The organism is Marinobacterium sp. xm-d-579 (assembly GCF_013282935.1).
Classification (GTDB): domain Bacteria; phylum Pseudomonadota; class Gammaproteobacteria; order Pseudomonadales; family Balneatricaceae; genus Marinobacterium_E.
The window spans coordinates 179,373-197,342 of the sequence record NZ_WBYP01000003.1 but is presented as its reverse complement, the minus strand read 5'-3'; the positions used below and the strand labels follow the sequence as shown (position 1 = coordinate 197,342).

The window sequence follows — 17,970 nt, the reverse complement described above, 5'->3', positions numbered from 1 at the left end:
AGTGCACATAATTTTTGTGCTTAATTTGTCTACTGGAGGCATCCCCGATGATTTCAGAATCGGTTGTGGAACTATCGCGTTGGCAGTTTGCTATTACCGCGATGTATCACTTTCTATTTGTACCACTGACCCTCGGTCTATCCTTCCTGCTGGCCATCATGGAATCTGTCTATGTCATGACCGGCAAGCAGATCTACCGCGATATGACCAAATTCTGGGGTAAGTTGTTCGGTATTAACTTCGCGCTAGGTGTGACCACCGGTTTGACCATGGAGTTCCAATTTGGAACCAACTGGGCCTACTACTCGCACTACGTGGGCGACGTCTTTGGTGCACCGCTGGCGATTGAAGGTCTGGTAGCCTTCTTCCTTGAATCCACTATGATCGGCCTGTTCTTCTTCGGTTGGGATCGCCTGAGCAAGGTACAGCACCTTGCTGTGACCTGGTTGGTCGCACTGGGCTCTAACTTCTCTGCGTTGTGGATTTTGATCGCCAACGGTTGGATGCAGAACCCTGTTGGGGCCTACTTCAACTTTGAAACCATGCGCATGGAGATGGACAGCTTCGCGGAAGTCCTGCTAAACCCAGTGGCGCAGGTTAAGTTTGTTCACACTGTCTCTGCAGGTTATGTAACGGGCGCTATCTTCGTTCTAGCCGTCAGCAGCTACTTCATGCTGCGTAACCGTGACATTCCATTTGCACGTCGTTCATTCGCGATCGCTTCAGCCTTCGGTTTAGCCTCTGCGATCTCTGTCATCGTGTTAGGTGACGAATCTGGCTACGAAGTGGGCGAAGTGCAGAAGGTTAAATTGGCAGCGATCGAGGCGGAGTGGGATACACACCCAGCACCTGCAGCCTTTACCGTTGTCGGCCTTCCCAATGAAGAGACCATGACAACTGACTACGCTCTGAAAATTCCGGGCGCCTTGGGTCTAATTGCAACCCGCTCCTTGGATGAGGAGGTTACCGGTATTAAAGATCTAGTGGCTCATGCTGAAGATCGCATTCGCAACGGCATTGTCGCTTATGGCCTTCTAGAGAAACTGCGTAACGGTGAAGACACTCCTGAAAATCGTGCTGCGTTCTCTAAAGTCAGCGTTGATCTGGGCTACGGTCTGCTGTTGAAGCGTTACACGCAGGCGGTTGTTGACGCGACCGAAGAGCAGATCAAACTGGCGGCTCGGGACACCATTCCACAGGTGGCTCCGATGTTCTGGACCTTCCGTGTCATGGTCGGTGCAGGCTTTACGATGCTGCTTCTATTTGTCCTAGCCTTCTACTACACCGCTAAGCGTAAGGCTTACCAGACACGTTGGTTGCAGTGGTTCGCACTGCTCTCTCTACCGCTTCCTTGGATTGCCAGTGAGATGGGTTGGTTCGTTGCTGAATTTGGCCGTCAACCTTGGGCGATCGGTGAAATTCTTCCGACCTATGTCGCAACCTCTCACCTAACTGAGACGGATCTGTGGATGAGCTTGGCGGGCTTTATTGGACTCTACACTCTGTTCTTGGTCATCGAGATCTACCTGATGGTGAAATACATCCGCAAAGGCCCAAGCGCCTTGCAGACTGGCCGTTACCACTTTGAACAGAACACAGCGACTCAAGGAGCTTAATGATGTTTGATTACGAAACGCTTCGACTTGTTTGGTGGCTGCTGGTTGGTGTACTGCTGATTGGTTTTGCCATTGCAGACGGCATGGATTTGGGTACTGCTATGATGATCCCTGTATTGGGTAAAACGGACACTGAGCGCCGCGTCATCATCAATACCATCGGGCCTCACTGGGACGGTAACCAGGTGTGGTTAATCACTGCCGGTGGTGCCATCTTTGCCGCTTGGCCACTGGTTTACGCAACAGCATTCTCTGGCTTCTACTGGGCCATGCTACTGGTACTGTTCGCACTATTCTTCCGTCCTGTCGGATTTGAGTACCGCTCTAAGAAGGACTCTGTCGCTTGGCGTCGCAACTGGGACTATGCACTGGCAGTGGGCTCGTTTGTTCCATCACTGGTCTTTGGTGTGGCATTCGGCAACCTATTCTTAGGCGTGCCCTTCTACTTTGACGAGTTTACCCGCCCAATCTACACCGGTTCTTTCTGGGCTCTGTTGAACCCATTCGCCATTGTCTGTGGCCTAGCCAGCGTGGTAATGCTTGCTCTGCAGGGTGCAACTTGGTTGCAGATGCGTGCCGGCGGTGAGGTTCAAGGCCGCGCTCAAACTATGGCAACTCTGCTAGGTCCGGTTCTAACGGTACTCTTAGCGGTTGCGGGTGCATGGTTGTACTACGGTATTCCTGGTTACGAAATCAGCTCTGCTGTCGTGGGTGATGCTCCTTCTAACCCGTTGAGCAAAACCGTAACGACCACTGACAACTGGTTCGGTAACTACACCGATTACCCAATCCTTTGGACATTGGTAGCGGCATCTGTGGCACTCCCTCTGCTAACAAGCTTAATGGCTAAAGCGGGTAAAAGTGGTTTTGCCTTTACGTTGAGCTCACTGGCGATCGCAGCGATCATTCTTATGACCGGTTTCACCCTATTCCCATTCGTGATGCCTTCATCGACTGATCTAGCCAGCGCTCTAACGCTGTGGGATGCGACGTCGAGTGAACTGACACTTGAGATCATGTTCTGGGTGGCTCTGTTCTTTGTACCGATCATTTTGGGTTACACCTTCTGGGGCTACTACAAAATGTGGCGTCGAATTGAACCTGAGTTCATCGAACAAAACAGCGTTTCAAACTACTAGGAGATTAAGAAGATGTGGTATTTTGCTTGGATCCTTGGCGTACTCCTAGCCTGCAGCTTCGGCATCATCAACGCGATGTGGTTGGATGCTGAAGAGGAGCAGCGCGCAGACGATTAATCTGTACGCTCTAGCTGTACGTAATCAAGGGGCTTTCGAGCCCCTTTTTTTGTAAATCTTAGTGAGTGTTAAGTTGGCCAGACAACGAAAATCCAACCCGACCGCAATCCTCGATCAGCACCAGTTTGATCTGAAGGGTTCCATGCGCCTGTCGCTGCTATTGGGCGTGATTCAAACGCTTTGTACTATTGGATTCGCCTACTGGGTCGCTCTGTTGATCGATCAGGTATTAACTCAGGGCAGCTTAGATCACAGCCCGCTTCTTTTAGTCGCTGCGGCCTTCCTCATTCTTGCCGTTAAAGCGGCTGCATCACTCTGGCAATCGACTATCAATCTGCGCAACTCAGTCACCATCCGCGATCGCTTGCGAGAGCAGATTCTTAGCCTCAGTTTTAAAACTGGGATTTCGCTCTTCCCTGCTTTCAAGCCGGCACAACTGGCCAACCTGCTGACCAGTGAAGTCGACAAGCTCAAAGAGTATTACGCAGAGTTTAAGATTCAAAAGCAGATGGCTGTATGGACTCCCGTTTTGATTCTAATTGCCGCTAGCTTTGTGAACTGGTTAGTGCCGCTGATTTTGTTGCTGACCACGCCTTTGATTCCGATCTTTATGATCATTGTCGGTAATAAAGCGGGGGAAGCGTCACGCAACAACTTAGAGCAGCTCAATCGGCTTGGCCATCTACTCGAAGATCGTCTTCGTAACGTCGATCTGCTTCAGCAAGAGAGAGCCGTCGATAGAGAGACCGAGGCGTTGCATCATCAATCGGATCAGTTCCGTATTAGCACGATGAAAGTTCTGCGTTTGGCGTTTCTGTCCGGGACGCTCTTGGAGTTTTTTGCCGCGATCAGCGTGGCACTGGTCGCAGTCTATTTAGGACTCTTCTTTTTGGACAAATACTCTCTCGGTGCATGGGGAACAGACATCAGTTTTGCTGAAGGTGCCTTTCTATTGATGCTAGCGCCCGAATACTACTTACCCCTGCGTAAGATGGGCGCGCTATACCACGCAAAATCGAACGCACGGGCTGTCGCCGAGCAAATTGAGCAACTCAAACAGGCCGCTGAACCGTCAAGTGTAGGTAGTGAAGCTTCACAAGCAGGCTCTTTTAAAGCATCGATAAAAATCGAAGGCTTAGTATCAGGTAGTGATCAAGCCATTCATAAACCAGTCTCTGTGGAGCTTAAAGCCGGTGAATCACTTCTGATTGAAGCACCTTCAGGCACAGGAAAAACGAGCTTACTCGATACCCTAGCAGGGCTTCGTCCCCCACTATCTGGGGCCGTATCTGCTGACGAAATAACAATCGAACCCTACAACAACCCTCACTGGCAGCAGACCATTGGATACATAACCCAGCACCCAGAACTGATCTATGGTTCGTTAAGGGAGAACCTCTGCTTAGGTAAGAGTTACTCTGATGATGACATTTGGGCTGCCCTAGGATCGGCTCAATTAGAAACCGTCGTTAAGCAACTTCCGCAGGGTTTGGACTACTTCATCACGGACTCTGGGCACTTTCTATCGGGAGGTCAGACACAACGTCTTTCGATTGCGCGAGCGCTTCTGCATCGACCTAAACTACTGCTTCTTGATGAACCTGTAGCGAACTTAGATGTTGATACCGCCGAATTGTTTATGAATGCTCTAAACCAGTATGTTGAACAGGGTGGCATGATCATCATGGCCAGTCACCGCACCAATCGCTTCAACTTCACGCAACGACTTACTTTAGCTAAGGCGGAGGTAGAGGCATGAAACGACACTACTGGTCTCTACTGCTAGCAGAGCGAGGCGTCTTTCTACTCGGCTTAACCCTATCCATTGTCACTGCATTTGCCGGTATTGCTCTATTGGCAGTCTCTGGTTGGTTTATCAGTGCTGCAGCCTTAGCAGGCGTGACGGCAGCCGCCGCTCATGCATTTAACTTTTTCACTCCGGGTGCCATTGTTCGTGGCCTCTCCATTGCGCGAACGGCTGGTCGCTACGGAGAGCGATTGGCCAACCACGAAGCAACCTTTAGGCTCATATCGACGCTAAGACGCGATATCTTCTCTCGATTAGCCAACAGCCAAAACATCAGTGCACGGATGAATCGACACGACAGTGCGAGTCAGATGCTGCAGGATATTCAAAACATTGAAGGGATCCATCTGCATTCGCTCGTGCCTGCCATTACCGCTCTCTTTTCAGCGCTTGGGTTTATTCTGGTTACGGCTCTGTTTCTACCCGGTCTAGCGATAGCTAGCCTGCCATTAATTCTATTAGCTTTGATCGGAATTCCTTGGCTCTATGCTAAAGCGGTTCTGGAGCCCGAGTCTGAGCTGCATCTGAGTCGAAATGCACTCTGGTCACGCGCCAGCGGTATCTTCTCAAGCTTGCGCCTGCTCACCCTGTCGCAGCAGCTTGAACATGAGGGCAATAGGTTGCGCCAGCAGAGCCGACAGTCGGATCTATTCGAACTCCAAGCCCTAAAGCGCCAGCAACTCATCAACCTTCTATCGCAATTGATTAATTTATCTTTGGTCGGCTTAACACTGCTCATGGCTCTGCAGGCCTATCTCACGGGTGAACTGGCCGGCGCATTAATCTTTATGTTGCTGCTGTTATCTCTCGGAACCATTGAGGTCTTTGCCGCTGCAAATGGAGCCATCTCGCACCTTCTGTTAGGCCAACGCGCTTTAAGTCGCTTAGGCAAAAGTAGTAAAAATCAGCAAAACTTCGAAGAAAAACGCACTATATGCATAGAAAAGCCCTATTTTGGTATCTCAATCAAAGAGCTCTCATACGCTTATGAGGGGAGTGCACAGAGCGTCTTCGAAGCGCGATCTGTTGAGTTTAATCAGCTAGGTTTAAACTGGATTGCCGGACAGAGTGGCCGAGGCAAAACCACCCTACTTCGATTAATTGCCGGTGAACTTGAGCTACAGCAGGGCAGCCTGATCGTTGAAGGTACCGCCTTATCTCAAATCGCTTATCTACCTCAACGAGTACAGATTGTTCGCTCTACACTGCGTCACAACCTAGACTTCACTGGCCAAAGAAGCGACGAAGAGATTATCAGTGCACTGCAAAAAGTAGAGCTAGGCGAATGGGTCGAATCACTACCCAAGCAACTCGACACTTGGATTGGACCAGGTGAATGGGAGCCATCTGGCGGTGAGTTAAAACGCATTGGTTTGGCGCGTCTGCTTCTGAAACAGGCTGACATCCTGCTGTTAGATGAGCCCTTCGCTGGAATGGATGCTGAGCTTCAATCCACCATCGTCAATTCGCTACGAGATCTTTGGCAACATAAGCTGGTTATTCTGGTATCACATGATCTTGAGCAACGAGCTTCGCAGGACGCCTTACACCAGCTGTAGTGAGATATTGTTATGAAAACCCCTATTACACTCCTAACAGGCTTTTTAGGCAGTGGAAAAACCACACTGCTGAATCATCTTATCAACCAGCCAGAGCTGTCCGATACGCTGGTGATCATCAATGAATTTGGCGAAATCGCCTTGGATCATCTGCTGGTGGCTGAGAGCAACGAGAACGTCTTGATGGAGATGGACAGCGGGTGCATGTGTTGCACGGTGCGGGGTGATCTGGTCAACACGCTTCACGAAGTAACCGCACAAATGTCAGAGCCTGAGGGTCGACAATTCAAACGCATCATCATTGAGACTACTGGGTTGGCAGACCCTGCGCCCATCATTCACACTCTGATGACCGATCGCTGGATTGCTGAAGCCTATCAATTAGATGGTGTTGTCACGACGGTCGATCTGGCTACGGGGTCACACACCTTAGATCAGCACAAAGAGTCCGTAAAACAGGCTGCTTTGGCAGACCTGCTGCTACTCACCAAAGGGGATATGGCCGATGAAGTGGCAAAGGAGGCGTTAATCAGCCGACTTACCCAAATCAACCCCAGTGCGCGTAAGCTTGAGGTGGCCAGCGGTCAAGCAGACCCTAATCAGCTGCTCAACCTAGGATTGTTCACTACTGAGGGTAAGCTAACCGATGTAGAGGCCTGGTTAAAAGAGGAGGCCTATTCTGAACAACATGATCACCACCATGACCATGATTGCCATCAGCATGGCTGCGATCATGATCATGCCAAACGTCATGGTGACAACATCGAATCCTTCTGCCTGACCGTTGAAAAGCCGATTAGCAAAGAGGCGCTTCAAGATTGGATGCAGTTATTGATGAGTCTAGTCGGCAGCAACATCCTACGTATCAAAGGCTTACTAAATATTGAAGGCGTTGAAGAACCCTTGGTCATTCATGGGGTACAGCAACTGTTTCACCCACCCGTTCCTCTACCAGCTTGGCCAAACGATGATCAGAGAACACGATTAGTGTTTATCACGCAAAACGTCAGCAAAGAGTTTATCGAGAACACGTTTAAGGAGCTGATTGATATTGCGGAGCCGTCAACTAAAAACCCCATGAAATAACGACATTTCATGGGGTTTTTCAGTTAATCGCGACCTCATCGAGATCGCTCCTACTGTTTATACTGCAGGTTCAACCACTAACTCTGGGTGGCGAAGCATGTTCTTTGTAAGGCGGACAATCGCATAAATCGTCGCGGCCTGAATCAAGAACATAACCCCGATACCCAACCAGTAGACTAAGCCAAACTTAGCGACAATACCGGTGCCGACAATCGCAACGTGCCACCAGAAAAGGTTGAGTACAAAGAAGGCAACGCCAGGACAGACAAGGCCAAAGGCCACTGGGCTGTGCTCGCCACCATGCAGATACTTGTCTAGGTAACCGTTTAGCTTCATCACGCGGTATCCAACCATCAAGATCACGGCTTGCAGAGTAACCATCAACGTCATCATTTGGAAGTTATCGCCAGCATCCAATGCACCACCGGTTAGGTGGGCAATACCGTGCTCCATACGTAACCACTCAATACCGAGCAGTGTCACAATTGGTACCAACATCCATAAACTTGGGGTCGCTTGCTCCTGAAGGCCGTGCTGCATCATCGCATTGACGCCCGACACCAGAACGACCAGAACAACCAATACAGCGGCAATTAGGAACAGGTACGAGAACACTGAGGCAATCGTAATAACAACTGGGATGTGCGACATCGCTGCAGGCGCTGCAAAGCCAACCGATAACATTGAGAAGGTAAATGCAGCCATTAGAGGTGAAAGGTGGTTGTGCTCTTCACTGCGGTAACCCCCCTGCGTCAACATACGACCAAGGTAACGTCCGTACATTTTTAGCGCGTAGTAACCGATGATCAAAAAGGCGATCAGCGCGCCGGGGAACATCCACTCAATAATCGTCCATAGACCCGGAACAAATAGCGCACCCGATACAAACATCACGTTCACTGTCATGGAGAAGGTCAGAGGCAAGGCCATCATTTGAACTTCAGCGGGTGAGTTCAAAATCTTCTCGTGGGCGTCAGTGCCTTTGACTGCGTTGTATTCGCGGATATTCCAAACCAACAGCGCAATGTGCAACAAGCCAAAAATAACAACACCGGCAATCGCAAAGCCAATAATTAACGGCATTGGGATACCACTGGCAATGTCTGCACTCCAGGCAGTCGTCCAATGTTCCCAAGTCGGCATCGGGTAACCCTTATGAGGCACCATCCACATTAAATACATAAAGAACGCGACAGACATGCCGCCAGCGCCAAGTGCCGCTAGGAAAAAGCTTGGATGCCAAGGCTGAGTTGAGTCTCTTCTAAACATGGGAGATCTCCTAATTAGTTAAACCATAATATATTAGATTTTTCTAATATATTAGAGTGTAGCTAAATTAGCAATACCTAATATACATATTATTTACCCTCTTTTGATTTATCGCAAAAACCTATAAATCCGGTTGCGGATTCTCAATGCGACGATCTCTGCATGAATAGATACTGCTCGCCAAGCTGGTCGAGATGACTCGACCATTGAGCGGGGAGGTACTCCCCAAAACGTATCGTCTTCAAGGGGAACTATTCAATGGAGATGCTAGGACTCTATCCAGTCTGGTTTGAACCGACACTCGGTTCAGGTTGGATCATCGGTATCATTGCGACCATACACGTTCTGTTTTCACACACATCTGTGGGTGCAGCACTGGTCTTCTCTTACCTTGCGGTGGTCGCTTACCGTAAGAACCGCCCAGAGCTTCTCGACTACATTCGTCGTTACGGCCTGTTTCTTTTGGTCTTCTCTTATGTCTTAGGTTCGATTACCGGACCAGGCATCTGGTTCTCAACTACGGTCGGCAGTCCGCGTGGTATCTCTGCACTGATTCATAGCTTTGTCTGGAAGTGGGCAACCGAGTGGGTCTTCTTTGTCATCGAGGTCATCGGTGTCTACATGATCGTCTACTTGGTGAATAAGGTGGATCAGAAAACACACCTGCGCATCAGTATCATCTTTGGCCTAGCCTCTTACACCACCATGCTAATCATTATCGGTATTCTGTCGTTCATGCTGATGCCTGGTAATGAAAACTGGTACACCGAAGGCGGTTACTTGAACGGTTTCTATGGCGCCAACACCTTTGCGCAATTGGCTATGCGAACGGCGTTTATGTTCACCATGACAGCGGTAGTCGGAGGCATTGTTGCCTCTTCAATTAAAGATATCGATTTCCGCAAAGAGATGGTTCGTCGTCTGGCGATTCTAGGTTTGGTTGCGACTGCAGCCGGTCTTGGTCTATTCAAATGGTACCTATCAACGATTCCAGCGACCGCTGAATTGGTGATGGAGAATCGTCTACCGGAGTACTTCACACCCGCTCTAATCTCTGTAATGGGCGGCATCATGGCCTATTTCGCAGCCACTCTGGCCGCACCAAAGCTGCTAAAACCAGCCATTGCGGGCGTCATGACGGTCGTCATTTTGGTGTTCGGACTTTGGCCAGAAGAGGTTGCGCGTGAGTCGATTCGTAAGCCTTATGTTGCAGGTGGATACGTCTACTCTAACCAGGTTATTGGTCGTGATGTTCCGGGGCTTGGCATTCAAAGTGAAATCCCAACCATTGAAGAGCATGGCTTCACTAACGCTCTGATCTTCCTTCCCGAGGAGCTGCGCACGGTGACTGACTCTAATAAAGAGGCGGTTGGTCAAGCTCTGGCGTTGAACACCTGTTCAAACTGCCACTCACTGACCGATACAGGGATTCGCCCACTGGCAAATTACTTTGGTGACGACTCTAGCGAGTCGGATATTGCGGCCTACTTAAGAGCGGCACTGTCGAGTGGTACAACGCTCTATATGCCACAAATTCCACTTCAACAAGATGAAGCAGTGGCCTTGGCTAGCTTTATTCGTCAGTTGAAAGATCGATCTATTGCTGTCGCGGCTGATCAGGGTAATCCGATCACTGTGTCTCAGTCTCACTAAGGAGTATCACGATGAATGTAGACTCTTTATACGCACTTCGTGATGTGGCTGGGGTTCCCTCACATCCGATTCTATTTTTAGTGTTAGGTGTCGTCACCTTTGCTCTTCATATGTTTGCGGTTCACGTTATGTTGGGCGGTGCAGCGCTAACCATTCGTGGAGCATTGAGCCAAGATAGCTACTGGCGCCAGCTTGCAAATGCCATGCTATCGACCGCAAAGATTGCGGTGTCGGTTGCCGTGGTTATCGGCGTTGCGCCTCTGCTGTTTGTGCAGGTGATCTATGATCCTTTCTGGTACACCTCTAATGTGCTGTCCGCTTGGTGGGTCATTGGATTCATCATCATACTGTCGGTCGCTTATCTGTTGATCTACCTCTTCTACTTTAAAAATGAAGATCTGACTCTGAATAAGACAAAATGCCCCGGCAGCATGATTCTATCGCTCGCGCTGTTCATTGTTGTGGGTCTGATCATGCACACCCTTACCAACCAGATGCTATCCCCTGATCAGTGGATGGAGTGGTACGCACCACAGGGTCAAATCGATGCCAGCGGCACTCAGTTACACTCCATCAACTGGGCTCGTTTCATCTTTATGATCGCTCTCGCAGCACCTGTGACCGGCGCTTGGCTTTACGGCTACCGCCACTACATCAGCGTTCGTCCTGGTAGCGACTCGGGTTACCTTGAGTTTGTTCATAATCTGGCGCGTAAACTGCTTGCTCAAGGCTCTGTGGTATCGATTCTTATTGGTGCAATCTGGATGGTTAGCCTGCCAGAGAACCAAATTGAGTTTTTAACCAACCCGATGCTCTACATCACAGCCCTAGCATTGATCGCTTTAGCGATGGTGCCGACTCTGTTTGGCAGCAAAATTAACAACGGCTACACCGCCTACTGGTTAGTAGCGGTCGCCTTTGTAGTGATCGCACTGGTCGCGGTTGATCGTGAAATCATTCGCTGGGTTGCCCTAGTCGTTGAGTCTGGCTACAACCCAATGGACTACCCAATTAACATGGATTGGTACAGCACCATTCTGTTCTTCGCGACTTTCGCAGTTGTCGGTGGCATGGCCTGCACCTACCTAATCACGGTTGCATGGCAGGCGGGACAAACAGAAGGCACCTACACACCATCTGTGGCTATCTCTCGCCTGGGTAACTGGACCATTTACATCATCTTAATCTGGATCGTGCACTACTTTGCCGTCGGATTCTGGGTATGGGCACAGTAAGGAGATGACGATGAAAAAAGTAATGATTTTAAGCGCCCTACTCCTATCCACTTCAGCTTTTGCCGATGAGCGAGCGGAAATTATGGCGAACCCCTGCGCTGTGTGCCACGGCACCAATGGACAGGTTGAAAATTCAGCGTTCATGCCGTTAGCAGGAATGAGTGCCGAGACCTTTGTTAAAACCATGTTGGATTTCCGGACAGGTGAACGCGACTCTACTCTGATGAGAGGTCTTGCTCTTGCATACAGTGACGATGAGATCGCAGCAATGGGTAAATACTTTGAATCACTTGAAGTTGGAGGTGAACAATGATTTCACGTAGAGACTTCCTTGGCATGGCTTTGACTGCTGGTGCAGCAGGTCTGCTGCCACTAAATGCGCACGCTGCAACCGGAAAAGTTGTCGTTATTGGTGGCGGTGTCGGCGGTGCAACCTTCGCTAAATATATGAAGATGAAGGCACCTCAAATTGAGGTCACCATAATTGAGCAAAATCCAATTTACATTCGCCCGTACGGATCCTCTGAAGTGCTCAATGGACACATTGATATGTCTGATCTCGAGGTCAGCTATGATGCTTTAAGAATCAAATACGGCGTCAACGTTGTGATCGATAAAGCAGTTGGACTGGATGCCGATAAACGCATTGTCACAACCGCTTCGGGAGCAAACTTCCCATATGATCGTTTAGTTGTCTCACCTGGTATAGAGCTGCTGTACGAGCGCCTAGACGGCTATTCTCGGGAGATAGCAGAGACTAAAGCACCTTCTGGCTGGATTCCGGGATCACAGACTGCTCTGTTACGTGACCAGATCAAAAACATGCGTCAGGGTGGCACCTTTCTGATCGTAGCTCCGCCTAACCCTTATCGTTGTCCACCTGGGCCATATGAGCGAGGCGCGCTGGTTGCAGAGTGGATGCAGAAATACAATCCAACCGGAAAAGTAATCATTACCGATCCAAAAAATGATTTCGTAACGGGCCCTGACATGCGTCTAGGCTGGAACCGAATGTATGGTTACAACGTCCCTGAAGATCTTCAAGCGGGTATGCCAACACTCAAACAGCACAGTGAAGCTGGCATGATCGATTGGATTCGTGAAGTTGACGGTGGTCGACCACTGTCGATTGACGCAGCAAAGATGCAAGTTGAAACAGAGCAAGGCTTCATTAAAGCTGATGTCATCAATGTTGTGCCGCCGATGAAAGCGGGCAAGATTGCCACAACTTTCGGACTAACCGATCAATCAGGATGGTGCCCCGTAGACCCTTATACTTTTGAATCTAAGCTAGTGGCCAATATCCACGTGCTAGGGGATTCAGCATCCGCTAGCCCTCTCCCTAAATCTGGCTTTGCAGCCAACAATGAGGCCAAAGTCGCAGCGTATGCCATCATCAATCTATTTGCAGGGCGTCCAGTTGAGGAGCCCTCTTGGGAAAACACCTGTTACGCACTAGCCGGTAAAGATTATGGATTCATGGTAATCGGCGTCTACGGAATGCGTGATGGAAAGATAGCTAACCTGCCGAGACCTGGTTTCCAAACACTGGATGTCAGTGAGACAAAACATCGTCTTGCTGCTGTTTACCAGCAAGCATGGATGAAATCCTTCACGGAGGACTCTTTCGCATGAAAAAGTTAATACTTTCAGGCCTTCTTTTAGCAGCCACAACAAGTTATGCATCAGATCAGGTCACACAAGCAACTGAGTGGACTTCTCATTCGCTTCGCTTGGCAACAAGCTCAAGACCTACTGGTGATATATCTCGTGGTAAGGCGCTGAATGACTCTATGATGTGCAGCTCCTGTCACGGTAAAGAGGGGCTACCACCGACTAACCGTTGGCCAGCCGTTGCAGGACAGCTGGAGAGCTACACTTACAAGATGCTGTTGGACTATCAGTCCGGCGCGCGAAGCGAGGATAACCGAGCTAACATCATGACGGCCGTCGCTGACCTAATGTCAGAACAGGATATGTCAGATATTGCAGCCTACTACGCATCGCTACCCGCACCGACCCTAGCGCAACAGTCAGCACCGGCACTGGTAACCGAGGGTGATAAAGATCGACTGATTACTGCCTGTGCCTCTTGTCATGGCCTTAGCGGCCAAGGTGGTATTAAGGGAACCCCTGCTATTGCGGGCCAAACTGCCGAGACTTTGAAGCGTGCGTTAGAGATGTATCGCAGTGGTGATCGTGACTCTGATCTCTATTCTGTCATGCGACAAGCAAGTCAAAGACTCACAAGTAGTGAAATTGACTCATTAGCCAACTATTATAGTGGAACTAATTAACTATAAGAGCGTTGAGTATGGGAACACTGGTTGGTCAAGGGCACTGTTTAACCTGCCCGATTAGGCCGTCGAGTCTGTTTGGATGTCTAAAAGAGTCCGAGCTTTCGCTGATTGAAGATTTTCAGACGCGTGTCATTAAATTTGAGACGGGCGACATTATCTACAATGAGGGCGAGAGTCTCGGACTGATCTACACTCTTCGAGCCGGCCATATCAAACTGACTAAATTCAACAATGAGGGCAATGCTCAGATTGTTCGCTTAGTTCGTCCTGGCGATCTCTTTGGCTATGAAAAGCTGATCAGCAGTGGCACCTATATGCACACAGCCGAGGCGCTGGAACCGATCGAGCTCTGCCAGCTTTCGGTTGAGAAGTTGAACCACCTGCGTGATCAGAGTGGCGCCATCAACCAAGCCATTATTGAACGTGCACTGCAGCAGGTGATGAAAACAGAAGATCACCTAACCCAGGTAGGTCTACTCAAATCCAAACCTCGTTTGGCTTGGTTCCTGCTTCAATGGGTGGGTGAGACTGCAGAAGCGGTCAGCTTCCCGATCAGTCGAAGAGATCTCGCTCAGTATCTCGGCTTAACCATCGAGACCATTTCACGCCATACCGCGGAGTGGAAACGCCAAGGCATTATTAGCGAATCAAAGAACTTGTTAACGATATCTGACAGAGATGCTCTGCAGGAAATAGCGAACAGCTAAAGGAGTTCCAATGAAGACAGCACAAGATCTAGTCATGGCCGCAAAGGCGACCATTAAAGAGGTCAGCGTTGCAGATGCCGATGGTGCCATTCACGACGCTGAGATCGTTATTGATGTGCGTGAACCGGCCGAATATGAACAGGGCCATCTAAGTGGTGCTATCAATATTCCGCGTGGTCTTCTCGAGTTTAAAATCGGTGGCATGCCGGCTCTAGAGTCGCGTGACACCAACATCGTAATCTACTGTAAGACCAGTGGTCGTGCTGCTCTTGCCGCTGCATCTCTTGCCGAGATGGGCTACCTGAATGTCACATCCATTGCCGGCGGTTACGACGGATGGGTAGAGGCAGGTAAGCCGGTTGTGACCCAGAACTTGCCTGAGTTCGGTTAATCACAAGAGCCACACCCTAAGAATCAAAAACGGCGTTCAAAAGCGCCGTTTTTATTTTTGATTTACTGACTAGGGTTTATAGGCGGCGTTTTGTTGCCAGCCAATAAAACCAGACTGCAGAACCACAACATTTTCTCGTCCCGCGACACGCAGTGCAAAAGTAGCCTGTGCTGAGAGAGAACCTGTATTACAGAACAGAATCACCTTGCCAGTCTCTGGAATTTCGTCGATGCGATCCAACACCTGGCGCCACTCAATGTTGATCGCACCCGGAATAGTCGCTTCTGCGAACTGCTCTGCATCACGAGTATCGATAAAGGTTGATGCTTCAAATACGACTTGATCAATCTGCTGAGGGACCATAATACCCGACTCATACTCTTGAAAAGCCATGTAGTCGTTCATCGCTTCAATCGCCTCTTCGTTGGCAACCGCAGCAGACATATTAAATGTGAATAAAATCGTAACCAACGAGGTCATTAAGGCACGCATCATTAAACCCTACTCTTAAAATTATCAATTGGCTGCATTGTAACGACACAACCTGTAAAACTCAGTGATTCATTTAGACTCTTTTGCCACAAATAAAAGTCTCTCTATAACGTTAGTGCATCAGGCTGATGGACAGAGCGTCTTGGCTGACAAATTAATCACCGCTTCACAACCTGGGTCCTTGGCATGGAAACTAGCCCGCACTCGATAGTCACCTTCCGCAACCGTCCACAACCCTGTTTTGATATCAAAGTATGCAAAACGACGAAGAGGTAGATGAAATGTTAGATCAGCACTCTCTCCAGCTTTCAGTTCCAGCTTCTCAAAGTCGGCCAACTCGAGTTCTGGACGTTCAATGTCAGAGTTAACTTCACCACAGTAAATCTGAACAACGGTCTGACCCTGTCGCTGACCAATATTGTTAACACTCACCTTCAATTCGACATAATCATTAGCCACCTTTCGACAACTTAGATTTTCGAGTTGGTAATCACTGTAACTGAGGCCAAATCCGAAGGGGAATAGCGGCTCAATCTTGTTGGCCTGATAGTGACGATAGCCGATAAACACGCCTTCACGATAAAGCACATGGCCATCTCGTCCAGGGTAGACCAGTGGGTCATCGGTGTAGGTAGGATTATCTTCCAACTTGACTGGGAAGGTCTGAGGCAAACGGCCGGAGGGATCTTGTTTGCCGAATAAAACATCGGCAATCGCATTGCCACACTCCTGTCCTGGGTACCAAGCCTGCAATATGCCAGATACTTGATCTACCCAAGGCATTTCAACCGGTCCACCCGTTTGCAATACCACTAGGGTGTTAGGGTTAGCACTGGCCACGGCTGCGACCAACTCATCCTGACGTCCAGGGAGTTTAATGCCTTCAAGGTCACTTCCTTCCGTATCCCATTGACCGGATCGACCAACAAACAGGATGGCTACTTCGGCACTTTTTGCTAGTTCTACCGCAGCTTGTATTGCCTCATCCCCTAAGGGTTTTGATAGACCAAAGCGCCAAGCGGCAAGGTCGAGATTGTCCGTATCCTTGGTAGCAAACTCCATCTCAAGGGTATAGGTTTTACCTTCCTCGAATCGATAACTGGCAACGACCTCATCACATCCCTCCTCGAAGAAGGTTCGACCTTTCTGCCAGTGATCCCACACATTGATCACCAACTCGCCATTCACATAGAACTTGGCAAGGCCTGCACTGTGAAGGCCAATATTAAAATCGCCCGTCACCGTTGCTATATAATCAACACTCGCTCGCAGAGAAAATGCGTGTTGATCGACCAGTCCATTCGCAACAGGGGGCAGAATGAAACTCTGGCTCTCATCAACCTCTTCAGTGAAAACCACCTCACCCGAAAGATCTCGATTAGCGAAGTAATCGACTCGTATCTTTTGGTTGACCAGGGGCTCCCAGCGATGATTAGTACACCCCTGTGCATAATGAATAGCATCGCCACCCAGAAGGTTTGTTAATCCCTGCATAGGTGAAACTGAATAGTGGGGATTAAGCATCGAGGAGCCACCGCCCATGATCTGAGCCTCGATGGCATTAGGCCCAATTACCGCAACGCTCTTTAGGTCAGTAGACAGGGGTAGCAAGCCAGTGTTCTTAAGCAGCACACTAGCCTCAACACCGGCACGTCTGATCAGCTGCTGGTGTTCAGGGCGATTATCGGCAATCTCTTTGAACGGCGAAGCATCATTAATAGCACCGCAACGCTCCATCAACTGAACCATGTTAACGGCCAGCTGACGAACCTGTTCAACAGGCACTTCACCGCGATCCACGGCGTTGAGCAATGTGTCACCGCGGTCTCGGGTTGGCCCTGGCATCTCTAAATCTAAACCCGCATTAATGGTTGGTGCCGTTGTTCTAGAACCAAACCAATCGGACATCACAATGCCGTCATAGCCCCACTCGTTGCGAAGAATTTCTGTCAATAACCAGTGATTTTCGGCGGCATAGGTACCATTAATCTTGTTGTATGAGCCCATAATAGCCCAAGTACCCGCCTCTTTAATGGCAGCTTCAAAGGGGCGAAGGTAGATCTCGCGCAGTGTGCGCTCATCAATATCGGAACTGACCGTTGTGCGCTCAATTTCAGATTCATTTCCGATGAAATGCTTGGGTGTGGCAGCAACCCCTGCGCTTTGAAGCCCTCGGATGTATGAGACCGCCAGTGCAGCGGTTAGCTCAGGATCTTCTGAATAGCACTCAAAGTTACGGCCATTAGTCACAGATCGTTGAATATTGATGGTCGGACCAAGCAGCACGTGTGCCGATTTAGATTTAACTTCATCAGCAATAGCGCCACCCACCTTCGCAAGCAGGGCTCGGTTCCAGGTTGCGCCTAAGGCAATACCAACGGGGAAGCAGGCTGCCGTCACACCGCCAAATAGAGAACCACCACCACGTGCACCATTAGGTCCATCAGTGACACGCAGCTTATGGATTCCTAGTCTAGGGATAGCATTAACTGACCAAACATCTTCACCGGACAGTAGAGAGATTTGCTCTCTCAAACTCATCGAATCAACCAGTACCTCAGCCGTCTGTCGGTCAGCCATCACCTCTCCCTTTTATTTA

General features: G+C 49.5%; 16 protein-coding genes. 13 read left to right on the top strand and 3 right to left on the bottom strand.

The features are described from left to right. The first annotated feature begins 47 nt into the window (after nt 1-47). The 6 genes from XMD579_RS08195 to XMD579_RS08170 all read left to right on the top strand — a co-directional run bounded on the left by XMD579_RS08195 (nt 48) and on the right by XMD579_RS08170 (nt 7,324). Entirely contained in the window at nt 48-1,616 is a 1,569-nt protein-coding gene (locus XMD579_RS08195) for a cytochrome ubiquinol oxidase subunit I (RefSeq protein WP_173481940.1), read from the top strand. A 2-nt stretch (nt 1,617-1,618) separates the two neighbouring features. Further along, a complete protein-coding gene (cydB, locus tag XMD579_RS08190) occupies nt 1,619-2,755 on the top strand; it encodes a cytochrome d ubiquinol oxidase subunit II (RefSeq protein WP_173499170.1) in 1,137 nt (378 codons plus the stop codon). Nucleotides 2,756-2,767: 12 nt separating this feature from the next. Then, nucleotides 2,768-2,872 (top strand): cytochrome bd-I oxidase subunit CydX, encoded by a 105-nt coding sequence (gene cydX / locus XMD579_RS08185; RefSeq protein WP_173481938.1) that lies wholly within the window; start codon nt 2,768-2,770, stop codon nt 2,870-2,872. Between the two features lie 73 nt (nt 2,873-2,945). After that, nucleotides 2,946-4,631, top strand: a complete 1,686-nt coding sequence (gene cydD, locus XMD579_RS08180) for a thiol reductant ABC exporter subunit CydD (RefSeq protein WP_173506197.1) — start codon at nt 2,946-2,948, stop codon at nt 4,629-4,631. Further along, nucleotides 4,628-6,238 carry an amino acid ABC transporter ATP-binding/permease protein gene (locus tag XMD579_RS08175; RefSeq protein ID WP_173506196.1) on the top strand — a complete coding sequence of 537 codons (1,611 nt, stop codon included), beginning with the start codon at nt 4,628-4,630 and terminating at the stop codon, nt 6,236-6,238. The genes cydD and XMD579_RS08175 overlap by 4 nt, the downstream gene beginning before the upstream one ends. 12 nt (nt 6,239-6,250) lie before the next feature. After that, on the top strand, nt 6,251-7,324 hold the full coding sequence (locus tag XMD579_RS08170; RefSeq protein WP_173506195.1) for a GTP-binding protein: 1,074 nt from the start codon (nt 6,251-6,253) through the stop codon (nt 7,322-7,324). Nucleotides 7,325-7,381: 57 nt separating this feature from the next. Here the strand turns inward: XMD579_RS08170 and XMD579_RS08165 are convergent, their stop codons facing one another. Then, nucleotides 7,382-8,593: a hypothetical protein gene (locus XMD579_RS08165; RefSeq protein WP_173506194.1), complete on the bottom strand. Its 1,212-nt coding sequence runs from the start codon at nt 8,591-8,593 to the stop codon at nt 7,382-7,384. A 258-nt stretch (nt 8,594-8,851) separates the two neighbouring features. Here XMD579_RS08165 and XMD579_RS08160 point away from each other — a divergent pair, with 258 nt between their 5' ends. From XMD579_RS08160 to XMD579_RS08130, 7 genes are read left to right on the top strand one after another with little or no spacing between them, the layout of a single operon-like run. After that, on the top strand, nt 8,852-10,246 hold the full coding sequence (locus XMD579_RS08160) for a cytochrome ubiquinol oxidase subunit I (protein ID WP_173506193.1): 1,395 nt from the start codon (nt 8,852-8,854) through the stop codon (nt 10,244-10,246). Nucleotides 10,247-10,257: 11 nt separating this feature from the next. Further along, nucleotides 10,258-11,481 carry a hypothetical protein gene (locus tag XMD579_RS08155; RefSeq protein WP_173506192.1) on the top strand — a complete coding sequence of 408 codons (1,224 nt, stop codon included), beginning with the start codon at nt 10,258-10,260 and terminating at the stop codon, nt 11,479-11,481. A gap of 10 nt (nt 11,482-11,491) precedes the next feature. Further along, entirely contained in the window at nt 11,492-11,794 is a 303-nt protein-coding gene (locus XMD579_RS08150) for a cytochrome C (RefSeq protein ID WP_173481931.1), read from the top strand. After that, nucleotides 11,791-13,116, top strand: coding sequence for an NAD(P)/FAD-dependent oxidoreductase (locus XMD579_RS08145; RefSeq protein ID WP_217363692.1), 1,326 nt, complete (start codon nt 11,791-11,793; stop codon nt 13,114-13,116). Before XMD579_RS08150 ends, XMD579_RS08145 begins: the two co-directional genes overlap by 4 nt. Beyond that, nucleotides 13,113-13,778: a cytochrome c gene (locus XMD579_RS08140; RefSeq protein ID WP_173482607.1), complete on the top strand. Its 666-nt coding sequence runs from the start codon at nt 13,113-13,115 to the stop codon at nt 13,776-13,778. The genes XMD579_RS08145 and XMD579_RS08140 overlap by 4 nt, the downstream gene beginning before the upstream one ends. 17 nt (nt 13,779-13,795) lie before the next feature. Beyond that, nucleotides 13,796-14,488, top strand: coding sequence for a Crp/Fnr family transcriptional regulator (locus tag XMD579_RS08135; RefSeq protein ID WP_173481929.1), 693 nt, complete (start codon nt 13,796-13,798; stop codon nt 14,486-14,488). Nucleotides 14,489-14,498: 10 nt separating this feature from the next. Next, nucleotides 14,499-14,879 (top strand): rhodanese-like domain-containing protein, encoded by a 381-nt coding sequence (locus XMD579_RS08130; RefSeq protein ID WP_173481928.1) that lies wholly within the window; start codon nt 14,499-14,501, stop codon nt 14,877-14,879. Between the two features lie 69 nt (nt 14,880-14,948). Here the strand turns inward: XMD579_RS08130 and XMD579_RS08125 are convergent, their stop codons facing one another. After that, entirely contained in the window at nt 14,949-15,374 is a 426-nt protein-coding gene (locus XMD579_RS08125; RefSeq protein ID WP_173488778.1) for a rhodanese-like domain-containing protein, read from the bottom strand. A 117-nt stretch (nt 15,375-15,491) separates the two neighbouring features. After that, on the bottom strand, nt 15,492-17,951 hold the full coding sequence (locus XMD579_RS08120) for a glycoside hydrolase family 3 protein (protein WP_173481926.1): 2,460 nt from the start codon (nt 17,949-17,951) through the stop codon (nt 15,492-15,494). Nucleotides 17,952-17,970 lie beyond the last annotated feature (19 nt).

Bases quoted from the DNA above. Each gene is read 5' to 3' on its own strand.
- XMD579_RS08195 (WP_173481940.1), top strand. From the start codon at position 48: ATGATTTCAGAATCGGTTGTGGAACTATCGCGTTGGCAGTTTGCTATT.
- cydB (WP_173499170.1), top strand. From the start codon at position 1,619: ATGTTTGATTACGAAACGCTTCGACTTGTTTGGTGGCTGCTGGTTGGT.
- cydX (WP_173481938.1), top strand. From the start codon at position 2,768: ATGTGGTATTTTGCTTGGATCCTTGGCGTACTCCTAGCCTGCAGCTTC.
- XMD579_RS08175 (WP_173506196.1), top strand. From the start codon at position 4,628: ATGAAACGACACTACTGGTCTCTACTGCTAGCAGAGCGAGGCGTCTTT.
- XMD579_RS08170 (WP_173506195.1), top strand. From the start codon at position 6,251: ATGAAAACCCCTATTACACTCCTAACAGGCTTTTTAGGCAGTGGAAAA.
- XMD579_RS08165 (WP_173506194.1), bottom strand. From the start codon at position 8,593: ATGTTTAGAAGAGACTCAACTCAGCCTTGGCATCCAAGCTTTTTCCTA.
- XMD579_RS08160 (WP_173506193.1), top strand. From the start codon at position 8,852: ATGGAGATGCTAGGACTCTATCCAGTCTGGTTTGAACCGACACTCGGT.
- XMD579_RS08155 (WP_173506192.1), top strand. From the start codon at position 10,258: ATGAATGTAGACTCTTTATACGCACTTCGTGATGTGGCTGGGGTTCCC.
- XMD579_RS08150 (WP_173481931.1), top strand. From the start codon at position 11,492: ATGAAAAAAGTAATGATTTTAAGCGCCCTACTCCTATCCACTTCAGCT.
- XMD579_RS08145 (WP_217363692.1), top strand. From the start codon at position 11,791: ATGATTTCACGTAGAGACTTCCTTGGCATGGCTTTGACTGCTGGTGCA.
- XMD579_RS08140 (WP_173482607.1), top strand. From the start codon at position 13,113: ATGAAAAAGTTAATACTTTCAGGCCTTCTTTTAGCAGCCACAACAAGT.
- XMD579_RS08135 (WP_173481929.1), top strand. From the start codon at position 13,796: ATGGGAACACTGGTTGGTCAAGGGCACTGTTTAACCTGCCCGATTAGG.
- XMD579_RS08130 (WP_173481928.1), top strand. From the start codon at position 14,499: ATGAAGACAGCACAAGATCTAGTCATGGCCGCAAAGGCGACCATTAAA.
- XMD579_RS08125 (WP_173488778.1), bottom strand. From the start codon at position 15,374: ATGATGCGTGCCTTAATGACCTCGTTGGTTACGATTTTATTCACATTT.
- XMD579_RS08120 (WP_173481926.1), bottom strand. From the start codon at position 17,951: ATGGCTGACCGACAGACGGCTGAGGTACTGGTTGATTCGATGAGTTTG.